General features: G+C 70.6%; 20 protein-coding genes. 9 read left to right on the top strand and 11 right to left on the bottom strand.

Annotated elements, in window-relative coordinates; translation table 11 throughout:
- Nucleotides 1–47 precede the first annotated feature (47 nt).
- Complete coding sequence (mqnC, locus tag D7318_RS24475; RefSeq protein WP_120699384.1) at nucleotides 48–1,241, top strand: cyclic dehypoxanthinyl futalosine synthase; 1,194 nt, start codon at nucleotides 48–50, stop codon at nucleotides 1,239–1,241.
- Nucleotides 1,242–1,298: 57 nt separating this feature from the next.
- On the opposite strand, the gene D7318_RS24470 is transcribed toward mqnC, so the two are convergent.
- The 4 genes from D7318_RS24470 to D7318_RS24455 form a co-directional block, all read right to left on the bottom strand.
- Nucleotides 1,299–2,648, bottom strand: a complete 1,350-nt coding sequence (locus tag D7318_RS24470) for an ABC transporter substrate-binding protein (RefSeq protein WP_220729787.1) — start codon at nucleotides 2,646–2,648, stop codon at nucleotides 1,299–1,301.
- A gap of 19 nt (nucleotides 2,649–2,667) precedes the next feature.
- Nucleotides 2,668–3,621, bottom strand: a complete 954-nt coding sequence (locus D7318_RS24465) for a carbohydrate ABC transporter permease (protein ID WP_120699361.1) — start codon at nucleotides 3,619–3,621, stop codon at nucleotides 2,668–2,670.
- 12 nt (nucleotides 3,622–3,633) lie between these two features.
- Entirely contained in the window at nucleotides 3,634–4,548 is a 915-nt protein-coding gene (locus D7318_RS24460) for a carbohydrate ABC transporter permease (protein ID WP_183091585.1), read from the bottom strand.
- Between the two features lie 172 nt (nucleotides 4,549–4,720).
- Entirely contained in the window at nucleotides 4,721–5,080 is a 360-nt protein-coding gene (locus D7318_RS24455; RefSeq protein ID WP_120699359.1) for a hypothetical protein, read from the bottom strand.
- A gap of 94 nt (nucleotides 5,081–5,174) precedes the next feature.
- Between D7318_RS24455 and D7318_RS24450 the strand changes: the two genes are divergently transcribed.
- Nucleotides 5,175–5,879, top strand: a complete 705-nt coding sequence (locus tag D7318_RS24450) for a demethylmenaquinone methyltransferase (protein WP_120699358.1) — start codon at nucleotides 5,175–5,177, stop codon at nucleotides 5,877–5,879.
- A gap of 128 nt (nucleotides 5,880–6,007) precedes the next feature.
- Here D7318_RS24450 and D7318_RS24445 read toward each other — a convergent pair whose 3' ends face one another.
- The 5 genes from D7318_RS24445 to D7318_RS24430 all read right to left on the bottom strand — a co-directional run bounded on the left by D7318_RS24445 (nucleotide 6,008) and on the right by D7318_RS24430 (nucleotide 9,125).
- Entirely contained in the window at nucleotides 6,008–6,895 is an 888-nt protein-coding gene (locus tag D7318_RS24445) for a helix-turn-helix domain-containing protein (protein ID WP_120699357.1), read from the bottom strand.
- A gap of 99 nt (nucleotides 6,896–6,994) precedes the next feature.
- Nucleotides 6,995–7,267 carry a hypothetical protein gene (locus tag D7318_RS24440; protein WP_120699356.1) on the bottom strand — a complete coding sequence of 91 codons (273 nt, stop codon included), beginning with the start codon at nucleotides 7,265–7,267 and terminating at the stop codon, nucleotides 6,995–6,997.
- Complete coding sequence (locus D7318_RS24435; protein WP_147437807.1) at nucleotides 7,264–7,641, bottom strand: hypothetical protein; 378 nt, start codon at nucleotides 7,639–7,641, stop codon at nucleotides 7,264–7,266. The genes D7318_RS24440 and D7318_RS24435 overlap by 4 nt, the downstream gene beginning before the upstream one ends.
- Complete coding sequence (locus D7318_RS32465) at nucleotides 7,638–7,820, bottom strand: hypothetical protein (RefSeq protein ID WP_147437805.1); 183 nt, start codon at nucleotides 7,818–7,820, stop codon at nucleotides 7,638–7,640. Before D7318_RS32465 ends, D7318_RS24435 begins: the two co-directional genes overlap by 4 nt.
- A 114-nt stretch (nucleotides 7,821–7,934) precedes the next feature.
- Nucleotides 7,935–9,125 carry a helix-turn-helix domain-containing protein gene (locus D7318_RS24430; protein ID WP_230424025.1) on the bottom strand — a complete coding sequence of 397 codons (1,191 nt, stop codon included), beginning with the start codon at nucleotides 9,123–9,125 and terminating at the stop codon, nucleotides 7,935–7,937.
- A gap of 452 nt (nucleotides 9,126–9,577) precedes the next feature.
- On the opposite strand from D7318_RS24430, the gene D7318_RS24420 reads away from it, so the two are divergent.
- The 3 genes from D7318_RS24420 (at nucleotide 9,578) to D7318_RS24410 (ending at nucleotide 12,100) form a co-directional block, all read left to right on the top strand.
- Nucleotides 9,578–10,111 (top strand): NUDIX hydrolase, encoded by a 534-nt coding sequence (locus D7318_RS24420; protein WP_120699352.1) that lies wholly within the window; start codon nucleotides 9,578–9,580, stop codon nucleotides 10,109–10,111.
- Between the two features lie 204 nt (nucleotides 10,112–10,315).
- The gene (locus D7318_RS34815; protein ID WP_329604846.1) at nucleotides 10,316–10,561 is read left to right on the top strand and encodes a GNAT family N-acetyltransferase; all 246 of its coding nucleotides are present in this window, start codon (nucleotides 10,316–10,318) and stop codon (nucleotides 10,559–10,561) included.
- A 270-nt stretch (nucleotides 10,562–10,831) separates the two neighbouring features.
- Complete coding sequence (locus D7318_RS24410) at nucleotides 10,832–12,100, top strand: geranylgeranyl reductase family protein (protein WP_230424024.1); 1,269 nt, start codon at nucleotides 10,832–10,834, stop codon at nucleotides 12,098–12,100.
- Nucleotides 12,101–12,272: 172 nt separating this feature from the next.
- Here D7318_RS24410 and D7318_RS24405 read toward each other — a convergent pair whose 3' ends face one another.
- Both D7318_RS24405 and D7318_RS24400 read right to left on the bottom strand, forming a co-directional pair.
- Nucleotides 12,273–13,031 (bottom strand): C40 family peptidase, encoded by a 759-nt coding sequence (locus tag D7318_RS24405; protein WP_329604629.1) that lies wholly within the window; start codon nucleotides 13,029–13,031, stop codon nucleotides 12,273–12,275.
- 325 nt (nucleotides 13,032–13,356) lie between these two features.
- Complete coding sequence (locus D7318_RS24400; RefSeq protein ID WP_120699349.1) at nucleotides 13,357–14,136, bottom strand: TSUP family transporter; 780 nt, start codon at nucleotides 14,134–14,136, stop codon at nucleotides 13,357–13,359.
- Between the two features lie 245 nt (nucleotides 14,137–14,381).
- Here D7318_RS24400 and D7318_RS24395 point away from each other — a divergent pair, with 245 nt between their 5' ends.
- The 4 genes from D7318_RS24395 to D7318_RS24375 all read left to right on the top strand — a co-directional run bounded on the left by D7318_RS24395 (nucleotide 14,382) and on the right by D7318_RS24375 (nucleotide 18,225).
- Nucleotides 14,382–14,741, top strand: coding sequence for an NADH-quinone oxidoreductase subunit A (locus D7318_RS24395; protein ID WP_120699348.1), 360 nt, complete (start codon nucleotides 14,382–14,384; stop codon nucleotides 14,739–14,741).
- Nucleotides 14,742–14,757: 16 nt separating this feature from the next.
- Nucleotides 14,758–15,312: a NuoB/complex I 20 kDa subunit family protein gene (locus D7318_RS24390; RefSeq protein ID WP_120699347.1), complete on the top strand. Its 555-nt coding sequence runs from the start codon at nucleotides 14,758–14,760 to the stop codon at nucleotides 15,310–15,312.
- Between the two features lie 868 nt (nucleotides 15,313–16,180).
- A complete protein-coding gene (locus tag D7318_RS24380) occupies nucleotides 16,181–16,891 on the top strand; it encodes an NADH-quinone oxidoreductase subunit C (protein WP_408055528.1) in 711 nt (236 codons plus the stop codon).
- The gene (locus D7318_RS24375) at nucleotides 16,888–18,225 is read left to right on the top strand and encodes an NADH-quinone oxidoreductase subunit D (RefSeq protein ID WP_408055529.1); all 1,338 of its coding nucleotides are present in this window, start codon (nucleotides 16,888–16,890) and stop codon (nucleotides 18,223–18,225) included. The genes D7318_RS24380 and D7318_RS24375 overlap by 4 nt, the downstream gene beginning before the upstream one ends.
- Nucleotides 18,226–18,235 lie beyond the last annotated feature (10 nt).

Below are 18,235 nucleotides of genomic sequence, written 5' to 3'. Positions count from 1 at the left end.
TACGCTGGTTCGCGCCGCTGTGAGAAGGGAATCCGCCGATGGGCTCGATGGGGCGGAGCGCTGAGCTCCGGAGCGTGCTTGACCGTGCCGCCGAGGGCGGCAGGATCAGCGAGGACGAGGCGTTGGAGCTCTACCGCTCCGCGCCGTTGCACGCGCTGGGGCGGGCCGCCGACGCGGCGCGCCGTCGGCGGTACGCCGGGGTCGAGCACATCGCGACGTACATCATCGAGCGCAACATCAACTACACCAACGCCTGTGTGACGGCCTGCAAGTTCTGCGCGTTCTACGCCCCGCCCAAGAGCGAGCAGGTGTGGACCCGGGACCTGGACGACATCCTGCGGCGCTGCGCGGAGACGGTGGAGCTCGGCGGGACCCAGATCATGTTCCAGGGCGGCCACCACCCCGACTACGGCGTGGAGTACTACGAGCGCCACTTCGCCGCGATCAAGCGGGAGTTCCCGCAGCTGGTGATCCACTCACTCGGCGCGTCCGAGGTCGAGCACATGGCGCGGATCTCCGGGGTGAGCGCCGAAGAGGCGATCCGGCGCATCCACGCGGCGGGCCTCGACTCGTTCGCCGGGGCCGGGGCCGAGCTGCTGCCCGCCCGCGCGCGGCAGGCCATCGCGCCGCTGAAGGAGTCGGGCGAGCGCTGGCTCGAGATCATGGAGACCGCGCACCGGCTGGGCGTCGAGTCCACCTCGACGATGCTCATGGGCACGGGGGAGACCAACGCCGAGCGGATCGAGCACCTGCGGATGATCCGCGACGTGCAGGACCGCACGGGCGGCTTCAGGGCGTTCATCCCGTACACCTACCAGCCGGAGAACAACCACCTGAAGGGCCGCACGCACGCGACCCTCTTCGAGTACCTGCGGATCATCGCCGTGGCGCGGCTCTTCCTCGACAACGTCGCGCACATCCAGGGCTCGTGGCTGACCACGGGCAAGGAGGTCGGCCAGCTGTCGCTGCACTACGGCGCGGACGACCTGGGCTCGGTGATGCTGGAGGAGAACGTCGTCTCGTCGGCGGGCGCCAAGCACCGGTCGAACCGCATGGAGCTGCTGCACCTCATCCGCGCGGCGGGACGCGTCCCGGCGCAGCGCGCCACGACGTACGAGCACCTGGTGGTGCACGAGGACCCGGCGCTCGACCCGGTGGACGACCGGGTGGTGTCGCACCTGTCGTCGACGGCGATCGAGGGCGGCACGGCCCACCCCGAGCTGAACCTCATCCAGTCGTAGAGCGAGGCCAGTCGTGGATCCGGGGCCAGTCGTGGATTCGGGGCCGGGGCGACGCCCTCACTCGAAGAGGGCGTTGATCTCCTCGTTGACGTCAGTGAAGGACTCGACCGGCTGCTGCCCCGAGATCACCGCCTCGAACGCCGGGACGAGCAACGACCCTATGGCGCCCGGGTTCTCGGCGATCGGGAAGAGGAACGTCGTGCCGTTCTCGACGTGGTCGGTGAACGCCGTCACGTCCACGCCCTCGTCGGCGTAGCGCTCCTGCGCGATCTCCCATGCCTCGGTGATCGCGGGGAAGACGACGTGGTGCTCGCCGATGACGCGCTGACAGGCGGGCGAGGCCAGGTACTTGACCCACTGCCACGCCTCCTCGGGGTGGTCGGTGCCCGCGAAGATGGAGTCGGCGAGCCCGTTGAACATGCTGGCGCGCTCGCCCGTGGGCCCGATCGGGGTGGGCGCGATGCCCGCCTCGACGTTCTCGAGGCCCAGGTAGGTGCCGGTCATCCAGCTGCCGTCGGTGACCATCGCGGCGTTGCCCGCGGCGAACTGGTCGGCGGACGCGACGCCCTCCTGGGCGGCGAGGCTCGGCATGTAGCCCTTGTCGATGAGGCCCTTGTACCAGGCGATGGTCTCCTGGAACCTCGGGTCGTCGAAGGCGAACTCGGTGCCCCAGGGGTTCTGGTCCGTGGGCTGCCAGCCGTTGGCGGCGGCGTACATGGACCACTGGCCCTGGCCGTGGTTCCAGGTGGGGCTCAGTGACATCCACAGGCCGTAGGTGCGGACGTTGCCCTTGTCGAAGCCGGGCTCGTCGCCGCGCACGCCGTTGGCGTCCACGGTGAGGCGGGCGATGGCGTCCTCGTAGGTGCCGCCGTCCCGGGGGTTCCACTCGAGCGAGGACAGCTCGTCCTGGGTGAGGCCCGCCTCGTCGGCCATGGCCCGGTTGAAGAAGACGCCGATCGCGTCCCAGTCCTTGGGCAGGCCGTACCGGTTGCCGTCCTGGCCGACCCACAGGTCGGCCAGGCCCTCCTCGTAGATGTCCATGGGCAGGTCGTCGCGCTCCACGAACGCGTCGAGCGGCAGCAGCAGATCGCGCGTGACGTACTCGGGGTAGTAGTTGAGGTGGTCGGTGAAGACGTCGGGGGCCGACTCGGAGACCAGGCCGAGGGTGAGCCCCGTCCAGTAGAAGTCCCAGCCGCGCTGCTCGACGCGGATGTCGATGTCGGGGTTGGCCGCCTCGAAGTCGTCGGCGCACTCCTGGTATCCGGGCTGCTGGCTGGCGTCCCACAGCCAGTAGGTGAGGGTCGTGGACCCGCCGTCGGCGGCGCCGGTGCCGCACGCCGTCAGGGTCAGCGCGCCGGCCGTGGCGCACGCCGCCAACGCGCGGGCGCGTCGCAGGGTGTGGGTCATCGCTTCCGCCTCCCGCGGGTCACTTGACGCCGGTGAACTGGATGGAGTCGACGATCTTGCGGCCGAAGACCAGGAAGAGCAGCACGGTCGGGACGGCCGCGACGAGGCTGGCCGCCATGAGCCCGGCCCAGTCGGGTCCGGTCTGCGGCGTCGCGGTGCGGAAGGCGCTGAGCGCGACGGTCAGCACGCGCACGCTCTCGTCCTGGCCGACCAGCTGCGGCCAGAAGTACTCGTTCCAGGCGTTGATGAACGTCAGGATGGCGAGCGTGATCATCGGCGCGGTGGACATCGGCAGGATGATCCGGAAGAAGATCCTGAAGTGGCCCGCCCCGTCGATCATCGCGGCCTCCTCGAGCTCCCGGTTGATGCCGAGGAAGAACTGCCGCAGGAAGAAGACCGCGAAGGGCGTCATGAAGAAGAACGGCGCGACGATGCCCGGGTAGGTGTTGATCAGGTCGAGGTTCTTGATCAGCAGGAAGTTGGGCAGCATCGTGAAGACCGGCGGCACCATGAGCGCGGTCAGAAACGCGAAGAACACCTTGTCGCGGCCCGGCCAGCGCAGCCGGGCGAACGCGTAGGCGGCGAGCGCGCTGAAGAAGACCTGCCCGACGGTGATGAGCGTGGAGACGATCACCGAGTTCCGCAGATACCCCCAGAACGCCATCGACGCGCCCGAGCCGCCCTCGGCCTGGGCCTCCTCGGTGCTCGCGGTGCCGAGCACGCGCTCCAGCGGGCCCCAGGTGAAGTCGACGGGCAGCGGCGAGTCCGGGTCGGTGAACAGCACCCGGTTGTTGGACAGCGCGGTGCGCAGCATCCACAGGAAGGGCGCCAGGGTGATGACGATGAACAGGAACAGCACGATCCAGGCGATCAGGCGTCCCACGCTGTAGCGGCGCCGCCGGGGCGCTCCCGGGCGTTGCCCGGTGTCGTCCCGGCCCGGCTCCGCAGTGGCGGTCTCGGCGACGGCGGTCATCTGTGGCCCCCTTCAGGACTGGTCGGACTCGCCCGCGCGCAGCAGCTTGAGCTGCGCGAAGGCGATCCCGGCGAGGATGAGGAACAGGACCACCGCGATCGCCGAGGCGTAGCCGAAGTCGAAGCTGGTGAACGCCTGGTCGAAGATGTAGTACTGGATGACCCGGGTCGAGTCGACCGGGCCGCCCTGGGTGGTGACGGCGACCGTGTCGAAGATCTGCCAGGAGCCGATGACGGTCAGGACCAGCACGAGCGCGAGGACCGGGCGCAGCAGGGGCAGCGTGATCCTGAAGAAGATCCGCGCCTCGCCCGCGCCGTCGACGGCCGCGGCCTCGTACACGTCGCGGTTGATCGTCTGGAGGCCCGCGAAGATCAGCAGCGCGGTGTAGCCCATGTGGCGCCAGACGTTGACGAGCGCGATCGTGGGCACGGCCCAGTCGGGGTCGCCGAAGAAGCTGATGGCGTCGAACCCGACCCAGCCGAGCGCCTCGTTGACGATGCCGAGGTTGAAGTCGGCCATCCAGTACCAGACGAGGGCGACGACGACGTTGGAGATGAGATAGGGCAGCAGGAGGATGCCGCGGATCACCGTGGAGCGGGTGAGCCGGTGGATGAGGACCGCGAGGCCGAGGGCGACGACGGTCTGTACGCCGATGTTGATGAGGACGTACTTCAGGGTGACCCACAGGGAGTTCCAGAAGACGTCGTCCTCGGCGAGCCTGCGGTAGTTGTCGAGCCCGGAGAACTCGGGGGCGCTCAGCAGGTCGTAGTCGGTGAAGCTCAGATAGAGGCCGCGCAGCGTGGGCCAGGCGTAGAACGCGAGGAAGCCGAGGAGCGCGGGCGCCAGGAAGACGAGGGCGACACCGGTCTCCTTACGGCGCCAGCGCGGGGTCTCGTTGCGTCGGGGTATGCCACCGGCAACCGCCACGAACCGCACCTCCTTGTGCCGACCCGGGTGGGGATGTTGAGTCGTGGGCGGAAATGTTTCCCATCGCTCATCCCGTGTCAAGGCCGTGGGAAGCCGTGGGAAGAGGGCTTTACCTCAGCGTTATCCGGGGTGGTGTCCGAGGTGGTGTCCGAGGTGGTGTCCGGGGTGGGCGTCAGCTCAGGGCGACCGGGAGGCCGCCGAGCAGGCTTTGCGCCGTCGCCCCCGGCAGCTCGCCGATGGACGCGCCGTCGCTGAGCGGGCCCGTGGCCAACTCCGTGGAGAGCGGCGGGAAGTCGGCGACGGCGGTCCCCACGGAGTTGTCGAGCAGGTCGGCCGTGGTGTTGGCCAGCGGGTAGAGGTGGAGGTCGAACGCCGGGCTGATCGCGGCGTCGAGGGAGTCGGCGACCACAGGCAGCGTGGACGCCACGCCCCCCTGGGCGGGCGCCTGCTGGGCGGACGCGGCACCCGCGGTGGCCAGCACGGCGCCGGTGGCCGCCGTCGTGGTGAGGAGGGCACGGGAGAGGTGAGTCATGCCACGCACGGTAGTTGCTCGGGCGCGCGCGGTTCACGCCGGGAGCGGGGATGTCCCCCGAACGGGGCAGCGGGCCATCGGCGAGAATGGCACGGTGACTCGTGCCTCCCTCGACAAGAAGCCCCGCGACGTGGCCGCCATGTTCGACGCCGTGGCGGCGCGTTACGACCTCACCAACGACGTGCTCGCCCTCGGCCAGAACCGCAGGTGGCGCACCGCCGTGGCCCGCGCGGTGGCGGCGCGGCCCGGCGAGCGGGTGCTCGACCTGGCGGCGGGCACGGGCACGTCGTCCCAGCCGTTCGCCGACGCGGGCGCGTTCACCGTGCCGTGCGACTTCAGCCTCGGCATGCTCGCCGAGGGCAAACGCCGCACGCCCTGGCTGCCGTTCACCGCGGGGGACGCCACGCGGCTGCCGTTCGCCGACGGGGTCTTCGACGCCGTCACCATCTCCTTCGGCCTGCGCAACGTCCAGGACACCGGGGCCGCGCTGTGCGAGATGCTGCGCGTCACCGCGCCGGGCGGGCGGCTCGTGGTCTGCGAGTTCAGCCACCCGACGTGGACGCCGTTCCGCACCGCCTACACCGAGTACCTGATGCGCGCGCTGCCCGCCGTCGCGACCCGCGTCTCCAGCAGCCCCGACGCCTATGTCTACCTCGCCGAGTCGATCCGCGCGTGGCCGGACCAGGCCGAGCTCGCGGGCGCGCTCGGCGAGGCGGGCTGGCGCCGCGTGGCCTGGCGCAACCTGTCGGGCGGCATCGTGGCCCTCCACCGCGGGGTCAAGGGCCGCCAGGGTCTGTAGTGAACGTCCCGCCTGCCTTCGTCGGGGGGTTGCGGCGGCTCGGTTTCGCGGTGGGCGCTCCCGGTCCGGGGTGGATGACGCGGTGGCGCGTGGTCCGCGAGGACTTGATCCACACGGCTGCCGTTGCATCAGCCCCGTTCGTGGGTTCCTGCCAGTTTCGTGAGGAGGGTCCTGGAAGTTTCCTCGCTCAGTGACGTGTTCCACATGTCGGTGAATGCCGCGTCGTACTGGGCGATCTCGTTCGGCCGGTCGAGGTAGAGGTCGCCCGTGTACCTGTCGGCGTAGACGGTGGGTGGCTCGGTTTCCTTGCCTTCCCCGTTGAGCGGGAACCGCAGGATGAAGAATGATCCGGAGATCAGGCCCGGGTGGGCCCCGGCGTCCGTGGGGATCACCCGGATGTTCACGTTGTCCAGCGTGGAGACCTCGGCCAGGTGGCGCAGCTGTCCTGCCATGACGGTGCCCGCGCCGACCGGACGGCGCAGCAGCGCTTCGTCCAGCACTACCCGGAGCAAGGGTGGGGCGGTCACCCGGGTGACCAGGCTCTGCCGCGCCATCCTCAGCCGCACCCGGCGCTCGGTCTCCTCCTGGTCCACGTCGGGATGAGCCGCCCGGATGGTGATCCGTGCGTACTCCTCGGTCTGGAACAGCCCGGGCACCAAGTTCCCGCGGTAGATGGACATCTGGGAGGCGGCGCCCTCCAGGCTGTGGAAGACGTCGAAGCCCTCCGGGATGGTGTCGCCGAAGCTGTGCCACCAGCCCCGGGTCTTGCTCTCTCTCGCCAGACCCATCAGCGCCTTGGTGGTCTCCTCCGGCGCTCCGTAGATTCCGCACATGGTCTGGACGTCGTGGCTGCGCGTTGAGGTGAGCCCGGATTCGATCCGCCACATTTTCGCCTCGGACCATTCCAGTTTCTTGGCCGCCAGTTTGAGGGTGAGCCGCGCGTCGGTGCGCAGCTCCCTGAGGTGCCGCCCGAGTTGGCGCCTCGGCACGGTCGACCCGGGCATCGTTTCCCCCATGAGACTCCTTTCCTTGATCAATGTCGTAGTCGTCTCGTTGAACACTGGACGTGGGTGGTGGTCTGGCCGCCCGGGACCAGCCGCCCCGGGCAGGGGGGTTCAGGGGTGGCCGCGCGGCCGTTCGGCCAGGTGCGGCGGGCGGTCGCGTTCGCTCTCGTCGGCGCGTGCCATGGCGTAGAGGCGGCGTACGCAGCGGGGGCAGGCGTAGGCGGGTGCGGTGGCGATGCCGTTGGGCCCTGCGATGGAGACGGGTCCGATCCAGACCACGGGCTGAAGGGTCTCGGGGTCGCAGCCGAGCCAGCAGCGGCCGTTGACCGGCCGGTCGTTGCTGCGGTCGGGGTCGCGGAGGGAGAGGTCGATCGCGCCGTTCACCTTCGGGCGGCCTCTCGCAGCCGCGCCACGGTGGCGCGGGCCTCGTCGTGGGCGGCGTGCCGCTGGTCGGCGTCCAGCGTGCGGTCCTTCGTGCGGGCCACGGCGGCCAGCAGCCGACCGATCGGGGCGGCGAGCACGGGCGACTCGCCCAACGGCGCGAGCGTGGCGACCAGTTCACCGGGAACGATCTCCGGGTACGTCAGCCGCGTCCCGTCGTGGCGCAGCGGGTGGAAGGTGAGCGGGATCAGCCGCTCACGCGCCAGGCAGCGCGCGCACGCGCGATGCGTCCACCCGCCACCCGACCCGGCATGGTGCACCGCCACCACCGTCAACGGCGGCATCGTCGTCCCGCACGACGCGCAGCGCTCCGTCACGACCCACCGCCCGAACCCACGTGGGCGGCGCGGTCGCGCACCCGCTCCCGGCAGCCCGGACACAGATCAAGCGGCATCGCGGGCGGGCAGTCCCGCCCAACGATCACCGTGACCGGCTCGTCGTCGCTCAACGGCGGCGGGGCGGGCTCGGGCGGGGGCGTGCGGGGGGTAGACGCCATGGTTCGGCTCCAGTGACCGTCTCGGTGCTGACGGTCACAGCCTGCCCGCACGCAACAGACGTGGTGTTACCACGCTGGCAACACCACGTCCATTGACATACCGTCACGGAGGCGTTACACGCCGCACCAGGCCGCGTACTCCCTCAACTCATCCGACGGCGCGCGGCGAGCGCGCAGTAGCGTGCCCACCGTCTCGTGCACCCCCGGGTGATACCGCGTTTGCTGCGGCGCCACCTCGCGGGCCGTCACGAGCGACCGCAGCGCCTCGTCGTGCCGTGCCGTCCACGCTTCGGCGCGTGCCCGCGACGCCCAGTACGACGCCGCTCGGGCCTTCGGGTAGTCGTCCGGGAGCCGGAGCGCCTCGGCGACCCTCAGCGCCTCGCCGTGCTCTTCCTGATCGGCAGCCACCGACATCGTGTGGATGGACACGTTCGCGGGGCCGAAGACGAGCCCGTAGTCGTCCAGCTCGCCGGTCTGCTGAGCCAACTCCCCGGCCGCGCCGAGAAGGTCGGAAACTGCTCCGGCGGCCCCGGCGCGGCGGGCGAGGACTGACGCCTCGAGGTACAGCGCCCCACGCACGGCACGGGTCCCGGTGGCGCCGTCGTCGTCCAGGTCGCGCAACGCCTGCCGGACCAGCCGGTATCCCTTGTCGTGCCGGGCACCGTCCCCCAGGAGCCGGGCCCGGTCCCATCGCTCGATCGCGACCTGCCGAGGGTCCCCGGAGTGCGGGGCCGCGGCCGACATGCGACCGAGAGCATGCCGGGCCAGATCGACGAAGCCGAGTCGGCGGGTCGCCACGTAGGTGGTGCGGCCGAGCTCGGCCTGGAGCCAGTACGCGCGCTCACGGTCCCGGCCTGGTCGGTCGTGGAGCAACGTCGCGTGATTGACCTCGCTGATGAGCGCGGGCAGCGCTTCAGCGAGCTCGAACTGCTGGCCCGCCTCGCGCTTGTCGTCGAGTGCGCGCACTTCCGCTTCGAGGATCGACAGCGGCCGGGGTGGCGGGTCGTCCTCGCCGGGGGCGATGTCCCAGTCGTCCAGCGCGCTGGCGATCGGAGAGAGCAGGCCGTCGAGTTGGTCCTGCTGGATCATGTGGATGTACGGCTGGCCGTGCAGAACGGACACGTTGACGCTGAGGGCGCGGGCGATCGCCGCCACGATCGACGGGGAGGCGTAGCGCTTGCCCTTCTCGATACGGGAGATTTGCGCCGCCGAGACATGCGCTCGGGCGCCCAGCTCGCGGAGCGAGTAGCCGCGCAGGAGCCTGATTTCCTCGATCCTCGATCCGACGCCCTCTATGGCTGGCACTGGCCGTGATGGCATGGTGGTGCTCCGGTTGTTGCCGTCCTTGGGGTGACACCTGGACGGTACCCCCGGCGGCAGTCGGGGAACAGCGAGCGGCCCTACCATCACCACTCAGTGACGGAGGGGCCGTTGTGCTGCGGTCCACCGAGGCAGGGCCCGGGGGACGTACTCGCGCGATTCGGCAACGCGGCGAGGCACCGTAGCGATGGGCGCGCCTCCCGGCCTCGTCCCCGACGTCCACGTTGAGGACCGCGTGCGCGAGGTGCGACGAGCGCTCCAGCCTTGGCAGAACGACCGGTGCGTACGGGACTTGGACGACCGGCTGTACAGCTGGGCAACGAAGAACCGGGGGTCCGGCTTGCTGGCGCCCCAGTCGTCGGACGTGCCGATGAGGCGGGCATGCTGAAGCCCTCGGTGTGCTGGGATGGGCACTCCGAGGACGAGAGGCGACCGACGTGCGGTGGAAGAACTTGAGCGAGCACACCGTGTACGAGAACCCGTGGGTTCGGGTCCGGCTCGCCGACGTGGAGCTGCCCGACGGCCGACACCTCGACCACTACCTCCTGCGTCAGCGGCCGGTCGCTCTGGCCACGGCTGTCAACGACCGAAACGAGGTACTGCTGCTGTGGCGACACCGGTTCATCACCGACTCGTGGGGCTGGGAGATCGCCGCTGGCGTGGTCGAGGACAATGAGGACATCCAGGCTGCCGCGGCCAGAGAGATGATCGAGGAAACCGGGTGGCGACCTGCCGGACCGTTGCACCACCTGATCACCGTCGAGCCGTCGAACGGGTTCAGCGACGCTCGCCACCACGTGTACTGGTGCGAAGGGGCTGAGTATGTCGGCGAACCGGCTGACGCGATCGAGTCCGAGCGCCGTGAGTGGGTGCCGCTGGCGGATATACCAACGTTGATCTCCCGAGGGGAGATTCGCGCGGCGAACACCACCGCCGCGCTGCTCCTGCTGCATCACATGCGCTCCGGGTAGAGAGCGTCAGCTGGCGCTCTCCCTCGCTGAACGGCCCCGAGTAGCATCCCCGGGCATGCACCCGGTCAGCTACAGCACTGAGCGTCTGGTCCTGCGAGAGCTGACCGTGGACGACGTGGACGACGTTCACGCGATCTACGGCAACGACCAGGCGACAGCGCACCTCTCGTTCGTCCCGCGCAGCCGCGACCAGGTGGGCCAGATCTGGCCCACCTGGTCGCGGCTGAACTCGTCCGCGCGCTCCTCACGTTCGGGTTCGACTCCCTCGGACCGCACCGGATCTGGGCCGCACGGTCACCCGAGAACGAAGCCTCGCGCCGCGTACTCGACCGCGCCGGGCTCGTCGAAGAGGGCAGGATCCGCCACCACGTGCACGTGCGCGGCGCGTGGCGCGACTCCATCGTCCACTCGATCATCGCCGACGAGTGGACAGCCACCCCGCGGGCATGACGAAGCGGCCCCGCACCCCGCCCGAGACGGTACGAGGGAACGCGCCGCCAGCGCACCACGCGGTAGCGAAGGCCGACGACTCCCGACCCGCTGAACGCCGGGGCGAGCGGCCCCCGACCGGAACCGCCCCTACGAAGATGTGACCCTCCCCGGCCGCCAGGCCGGGGGAGCCGTTGGGCACGCCCTTCGGGCGGACGGCGCTGCTTCACAACAGACCCGAGTCATAGACTCTTCACCGACCCCCGCCCCCTTTCGATTGGGAGAGCCACCGTGGCCGAGACCGCTGATGTCATCGTCGTCGGGGCCGGTCCTGCCGGTTCGGCGACCGCCTTCCACCTCGCCCAGGCCGGGCTCGACGTGGCGCTGCTGGAGAAGACGGCGTTCCCCCGCGAGAAGGTGTGCGGCGACGGGCTGACCCCACGGGCCGTCAAGCAGCTCGTGGCCATGGGGATCGACGTCTCCGAGGAGGCGGGCTGGCTGCGCAACCGGGGGCTGCGGGTCATCGGCGGCGGGCAGCGGCTCCAGCTCGACTGGCCCGAGCTGGCGTCGTACCCCGACTACGGACTGGTCCGCAGGCGCGACGACTTCGATGAGCAGCTGGCCCAGGCCGCGGTCAAGGCGGGCGCGCGGCTGGCCGAGCGCTGCGCCGTCACCGGGCCCGTGCGCGACGAGCGCACCGGCCGCATCACCGGCGTCGAGGCCAGGCTCGGCGACGACAAGAAGCAGGTCACCTACACCGCCCCGGTCGTCATCGCCGCCGACGGCAACTCCTCGCGGCTGTCCCTCGCGATGGGCCGCCACCGCGACGAGCGCCGCCCGATGGGCGTCGCCGTCAGGACGTACTTCACCACCCCGCGCCACGACGACGACTACCTCGAGTCGTGGTTCGAGCTGTGGGACCGGCGCGACGGGCGCGAGCGGCTGCTGCCCGGGTACGGCTGGATCTTCGGCATGGGCGACGGCACGTCCAACGTCGGCCTCGGCGTGCTCAACAGCTCCCCCTCGTTCAAGGAGCTCGACTGGCGCGAGGTCCTCAAGACGTGGTGCGCCTCGATGCCCGAGGAGTGGCAGTTCACGCCGGAGTTCATGACGGGCCCGATCAGGGGCGCGGCGCTGCCCATGGCGTTCAACCGCAAGCCGCACTACGCGCGCGGGCTGATGCTGGTGGGCGACTCGGGCGGGCTGGTCAACCCGTTCAACGGCGAGGGCATCGCGTACGCCATGGAGTCGGGGCGCATCGCGGCCGAGGTCGTCAGCCAGGCGCTGGCCCGCCAGACGCCCGCGCAGCGGGAGTTGGCGCTGCGCGCCTACTCCAAGGTGCTGCGCGACACCTACGGCGGGTACTACTCGCTGGGCCGCGCGTTCGTGCAGCTCATCAGCAACCCCAGGATCATGAGGATCGCCGCCGAGCGCGGGCTGAGCCACCCGGTGCTGATGCGCTTCCTGCTGAAGCTGCTCGCGAACCTGACCGACCCGACCGGCGGCGACGCCATGGACCGGGTCATCAACGGCCTCACGAAGGTGGCCCCGCGCGCCTGACGCGGGGGCGACAACGCCGAAGGGGGCGCCGCGGTGTCGCGGCGCCCCCTTCGTGTGTCCGGCGGCTCATGTCCGGTGCGCGGCTCGGTGGTTGTCCACAGGCTGTGGACAAGCTGTGGGTCGGCGCGTGGCCGACGGGGTGTCAACGGGGCGTGTGGCTACGCGCGTTGCGTCACAGGACGCGCACGGCCCCGGTGGGCGGGTCCCAGTCGAGCGTCTTCTGGACGACGCCGGTGGAGGGGTTCTGGGCGCCGATGAACGTGCCGTCGCCCATGTACACCGCCACGTGGTAGGCGCTGCCAGCGCCGCCCCAGTGGAGAAGGTCGCCGGGCTGGAGGGCGTCGAGCGACACGGGGGTGCCAGCGACCGACTGATCGGCGGCGACGCGCGGCAGCGAGACGCCGACGGTGGCGAACGCGGCCTGCGTCAGGCTCGAGCAGTCCCACGCGTCGGGGCCCGAGGCGCCCATCGCGTACGCGTCGCCCAGCTGGGCGCGGACATAGCTCAGCACGGCGTCGGCGCCCGTGCCGGTGACGGGGGCCTCGTCGGCGGGCGCGGAGAGGGTCTGGGCCTCAGCGGCGGCGGCGCGCTCGCGGGCCTCCTCGGCCTCTTGGGCCTCCTGGGCCAGCCTGGCCTCTTCGGCCTCGCGCGCCTCCTGGGCGCGGCGGTCGGCCTCGGCGCGGCGCTCGGCCGCCGCCTGTCCCGCCTGGGAGGCGGCGCGGCTCTGGGCGCGCTGCCAGTTCTGCCAGTCGGCCTGGGACTCGGCCTGGGTGGCGTAGGCCGCGGTGGCCTGGGTGGCGCGGTCGACGCCCTGGGCGAGGGCCAGGTCGAGCGCGGGCAGCTCACCGGTGGACTCGGTGGGCTTCTCGGCGGCGAGCGCCGGTGAGGTGGAGCCGGTGACGGCGACCGAGCCGACCACGCCGGTGAGCACCCCACCGCGGAGCAGGCCGCCGGTGCGGGACGGGCGAGGTTTTCGGTGCCGACCTCGATAACGAATTGGGGACATGCCGATAACGGCTATCAGTACACGCGCATGATCACAATGATCGTGGTATCGGCCACAGTTGACAGGTGCGCGGCGAGGTTAGGGGCGTTTTGTCCGGAACGCCGTTTCGCGCGGGAGATGATCTTTCGGGTGGATGTCCCGCCGTGTCCTGCGCGTTGTCCGGAATGTCCGCCGTCGGTGCCGGGCTACCACGGGGTCGGGCGTTCGTTCAACGGAGTCCCCGTCAGATGGGTGTGCGACGTGACGCACGTCACGCCCACCACTGCTCCCAGGCCAGCCGCGTGACGAGTCCCGTGACCACCACGAGCAGTACGACGCGCACGAAGCCGCTGCCGCGGCGCAGCGCCATGTGCGCCCCGGCCCAGCCGCCCGCCATGTTGAACGCCGCCATCGGCGCCGCCAGCGCCCACAGCACCGTCCCGTGCGCGGTGAACACCGCCAGCGCGCCGAGGTTTGTGCCCACATTCACGACCTTTGCGGTGGCCGACGCGGTCAGCAGGTTCATGTGGAGGAGCGCCACGAGGGATATGACGAGGAACGTGCCCGTGCCCGGGCCGAGGATGCCGTCGTAGAAGCCGATGCCCACGCCCGCCACGAGCAGCGCGGCCGCGGCCCTGCGGCGTGAGGGGACGCGTTCGGTCGGCGCGGTGCCGAACCGGGGCCGCAGCACCACGAACGCCGCGACCCCCAGCAGCATCACCATGATCAACGGCTGGAGCACGCGCTTGTCCACGGCCGACGCGAGCAGCGCGCCACCCGCCGACGAGGCGAGCGCGAGCGCGCCGAGCCGGAGCGCGAGCCGCCTGTCGAGCGGGGACCTGCGGGCGAACGTCACGGCCGCGATCGATGTCCCGGTCACGGCCACCGCCTTGTTGGTGCCCAGCGCGTAGGTGGGGGACACGTCGGGCAGTCCGATGAGGAGCGCGGGGAGTTGGAGGAGCCCGCCGCCGCCGACGACCGCGTCGATCCAGCCCGCGGCGGCCGCGGCCACGCACAGGGCGATGGCCGTGGTGAGCGTGATGTCTGGCACTGCTGAGCCTGGTCCGAGCCTTGTCTCCACGGCCGAAGTGGATCAACGACCTTGCGTGGTACGTCCCGTCCTGGACACCTTGATCCAGAGGGTGGGTGGGAGAGATCACAGGATTGGTGGGGGGACCCGTGTCGTGGGTCACAGGGGGCGAGGCATAGGATGCCTCTTGCCTTGTGAACTGACTCACATAGCATTGATCTTTCGTGGTTGCAGCAGTCGCCGTCGACTGGAAGGAGCGAGGTGCGGTGAACGCGTATGTTCCCATCCTCGTGCTGGGCGCCCTCGCGGCGGCCTTCGCCGTCTTCTCCGTGGTAACGGCCGCGCTCGTCGGCCCCAAGCGCTACAACCGGGCGAAGCTGTCCGCATACGAGTGCGGCATCGAGCCGACACCCCAGCCGGTGGGCGGGGGGCGGTTCCCCGTCAAGTACTACCTGACGGCGATGCTGTTCATCATCTTCGACATCGAGATCGTCTTTCTCTATCCCTGGGCCGTCCACTTCGACTCGCTCGGGATGTTCGGCTTTGTGCAGATGCTGATTTTTGTCGGCCTCATCGGCGTTGCCTACGCTTATGACTGGCGCCGAGGAGGACTCGAATGGGACTGAGAGAGAGGCAATCCTGATGGGTCTCGAAGAGAAGCTGCCCAGCGGATTTCTGCTCGACACCGTCGAGAACATGGCGGCGCTGGCGCGGAAGTCCTCGGTGTTCCCGGCCACGTTCGGGCTCGCGTGCTGCGCGATCGAGATGATGACCACGGGCGCGGGCCGGTACGACCTGGCCCGCTTCGGCATGGAGGTCTTCCGCGGCTCGCCGCGCCAGGCGGACCTGATGATCGTGGCCGGGCGCGTGAGCCAGAAGATGGCGCCGGTGCTGCGGCAGGTCTACGACCAGATGCCGAACCCCAAGTGGGTCATCTCGATGGGCGTCTGCGCATCGTCGGGCGGAATGTTCAACAATTACTCGATCGTTCAGGGCGTCGACCATGTCGTGCCCGTGGACATCTACCTTCCCGGCTGCCCGCCGCGCCCTGAAATGCTGATGGACGCGATCCTCAAGCTGCACGAGAAGATCCGCGAGGAGAAGCTCGGCGTGAATCGCGAGCAGGCCGCGCGCGAGGCGGAGGAGGCGGCGCTCAAGGCGTTGCCCACGCTGGAGATCAAGGGGCTGCTGCGGTGAGCGGGGTGGTGGCCGCCGGGCGCTCGGGCGCGAAGTTTTCGCTGCGCGGGCTTGGCCGCGTGGGCGGCCCCGAGCGTGCGCCCTCACGCCGGACCCCGTCGGTGGTCGCCGGGTCACCCCCGGCGAGCGTCCGCGCGCTGCGCGGGGTTCGCCGCGTGGGCGGTGGCGTGCTTGTGCCCGTGGGCACGTGCGGGGTTCGCCCTGCGGGTGGCGCCGTTCCGCTGCGCGGGGTTCGCTGCGCTGGCCGTGCCGCGTCTGTGCGTGAGGGTGGCGGCGCGCTTGTGCCTGTGGGCGCGTGTGCGGTTCGCCCTGCGGGCGGCGCCGCTCCGCTGCGCGGGCTTGGCCTTGCGGGCGGTGAGTTGCCCTCGGTGAGCGTCCGCGAGTTCGCGCTGTCGCGCGGGGTTCGCCGCGCGGGTGGCGGCGCGCTTGTGTCTGCGGGCGCGTGTGCGGTTCGCCCTGCGGGCGGCGCCGTTCCGCTGCGCGGGCTTGGCCTTGCGGGTGGCCCCGAGCTTGCGCTCTCGCGCCGCGCTTCGTTGGTGGTCGCCGGGTTGCCTCCGGGGGGCGTTCGCGCGCTGCGCGGGGTTCGTCGCGCGGGCGGTGGCGTGCTTGTGCCCGTGGGCACGTGCGGGGTTCGCCCTGCGGGCGGTGAGTTGTGCCCGGTGGGTGTTCGCGCGTTCGCGCCGCTGCGCGGGCTGAGCCGTGTCAGCGGCGGTGCGCACGTACCCGCGGATGCGTGCGCGGTCCGCCCTGCGGGCGGCAAACTGCGCCGCGCCAGCGGCGTTTCGCCGTGCCGCGGCAGCGGCGCGTTGGTTGTCACCGTCGGCGGTTGTTTCTGTCGTGGTTGCGCCCCTGCGAGGAGGGTTTGCGGGTGAACGAGAACACAAGCGCGAACGAGGTGCCCGCGCAGCGCGGGGATGGCGGGGAGGCCATCGCCGAGCGGCGGGGGATGTTCGGGGCCAACAACGGCTCGGACACCACCGGTTACGGCGGGCTCGTGCGGACTGTGCGGATGCCGGGGGCCACGTCACGGCCTTACGGCGGGTACTTCGACGAGGTCGCCGACGAGCTCGAGGGAGCCCTCGAGGAGCAGGGGATCGACCCGGGCGCCGCGATCGAGAAGACCGTCGTGGACCGGGACGAGCTCACGTTCCACATCGCCCGCGAGCACCTGCCCGCCGTCGCGCGGACGCTGCGGGACGACCCCGCGCTCCGCTTCGAGCTCTGCACCGGCGTGAGCGGCGTGCACAACCCCCAGGACACGGGGCGCGAGCTGCACGCCGTCTACCATCTGCGCTCGCTCACCCACGGGCGGATCATCCGCCTCGAGACCAGCGCGCCCGACGCCGACCCGCACCTGCCGTCGATCGTGGACGTCTACCCGACCAACGACTGGCACGAGCGCGAGGTCTACGACTTCTTCGGGCTCGTCTTCGACGGCCACCCCGCGCTCACGCGGATCATGATGCCCGACGACTGGCAGGGCTTCCCCCAGCGCAAGGACTACCCGCTCGGCGGCATCCCCGTCGAGTACAAGGGCGCCCAGATCCCGGCACCCGACCAGCGGAGGTCGTACAGCTGATGACCACACACGCGACCCGGCCCGCGGGGGCCAGGGAGACCACCGAGGGCACCGTCTACACCGTCACGGGCGGCGACTGGGACGGCATCGCCCAAGAGGTCGCCGAGCGCGGCGACGACGAGAAGATCATCGTCAACATGGGCCCGCAGCACCCCTCCACGCACGGCGTGCTGCGGCTCATCCTCGAGATCGACGGCGAGACGGTCACCGAGGCCAGGGCGGGCATCGGCTACCTGCACACCGGGATCGAGAAGAACCTCGAGTACCGCACGTGGACGCAGGGCACGACGTTCGTCACGCGCATGGACTACCTCACGCCGTTCTTCAACGAGACGGCGTACTGCCTCGGCGTCGAGAAGCTGCTCGGCATCACCGACGACGTGCCCGAGCGGGCCAGCGTCATCCGCGTGCTGCTGATGGAGATCAACCGCCTCTCCTCGCACTTCGTCGCCATCGCCACCGGCGGCATGGAGCTCGGCGCGACCACGGTCATGATCTACGGGTTCCGCGACCGCGAGCTGTGCCTCGACATCTTCGAGCTGATCACCGGCCTGCGGATGAACCACGCGTTCATCCGCCCCGGCGGCCTCGCCCAGGACCTCCCGCCGGGCGCGGTCGACGCGTTGCGCGAGTTCGTCACCAAGATGCGCAAGAACATCGACGAGTACGACAAGCTCTGCACCGGGAACCCCGTCTTCAAGGCCCGCCTCAAGGACGTCGGCCACCTCGACCTCGCGGGCTGCCTCGCGCTCGGCGCCACCGGGCCCATCCTGCGCTCGGCCGGGCTGCCGCACGACCTGCGCAAGACCGACCCGTACTGCGGCTACGAGACCTACGACTTCGAGGTCCCGACCACCGACACGTGCGACTCGTTCGGCAGGTTCGTGCTGCGCCTCGATGAGATGCGGCAGTCGCTGCGCATCGTCGAGCAGTGCATCGACCGCCTGGAGCCGGGGCCCGTCATGGTCGCCGACAAGAAGATCGCCTGGCCCGCGCAGCTCGCCCAGGGCCCCGACGGCATCGGCAACTCGCTCGACCACATCAAGAACATCATGGGCACCTCCATGGAGGCCCTGATCCACCACTTCAAGCTCGTCACCGAGGGGTTCAGGGTCCCGCCTGGCCAGGTCTACACCGCGGTGGAGTCCCCCAAGGGCGAGCTGGGGGTGCACATCGTCAGCGACGGCGGCACCCGGCCCTACCGGGTCCACTTCCGCGACCCCTCCTTCACCAACCTCCAGTCCATGGCGGCGATGTGCGAGGGCGGCATGTTCGCCGACGTCATCGTCGCGGTGGCGTCCATCGACCCCGTGATGGGAGGCGTCGACCGGTGAGCGCCAACGA

Source organism: Streptomyces radicis (genome assembly GCF_003626575.1).
Taxonomy (GTDB): domain Bacteria; phylum Actinomycetota; class Actinomycetes; order Streptomycetales; family Streptomycetaceae; genus Streptomyces; species Streptomyces radicis.
The sequence above is the reverse complement of the archived record's forward strand: the minus strand, read 5'-3'. Positions and strand labels throughout refer to the sequence as shown.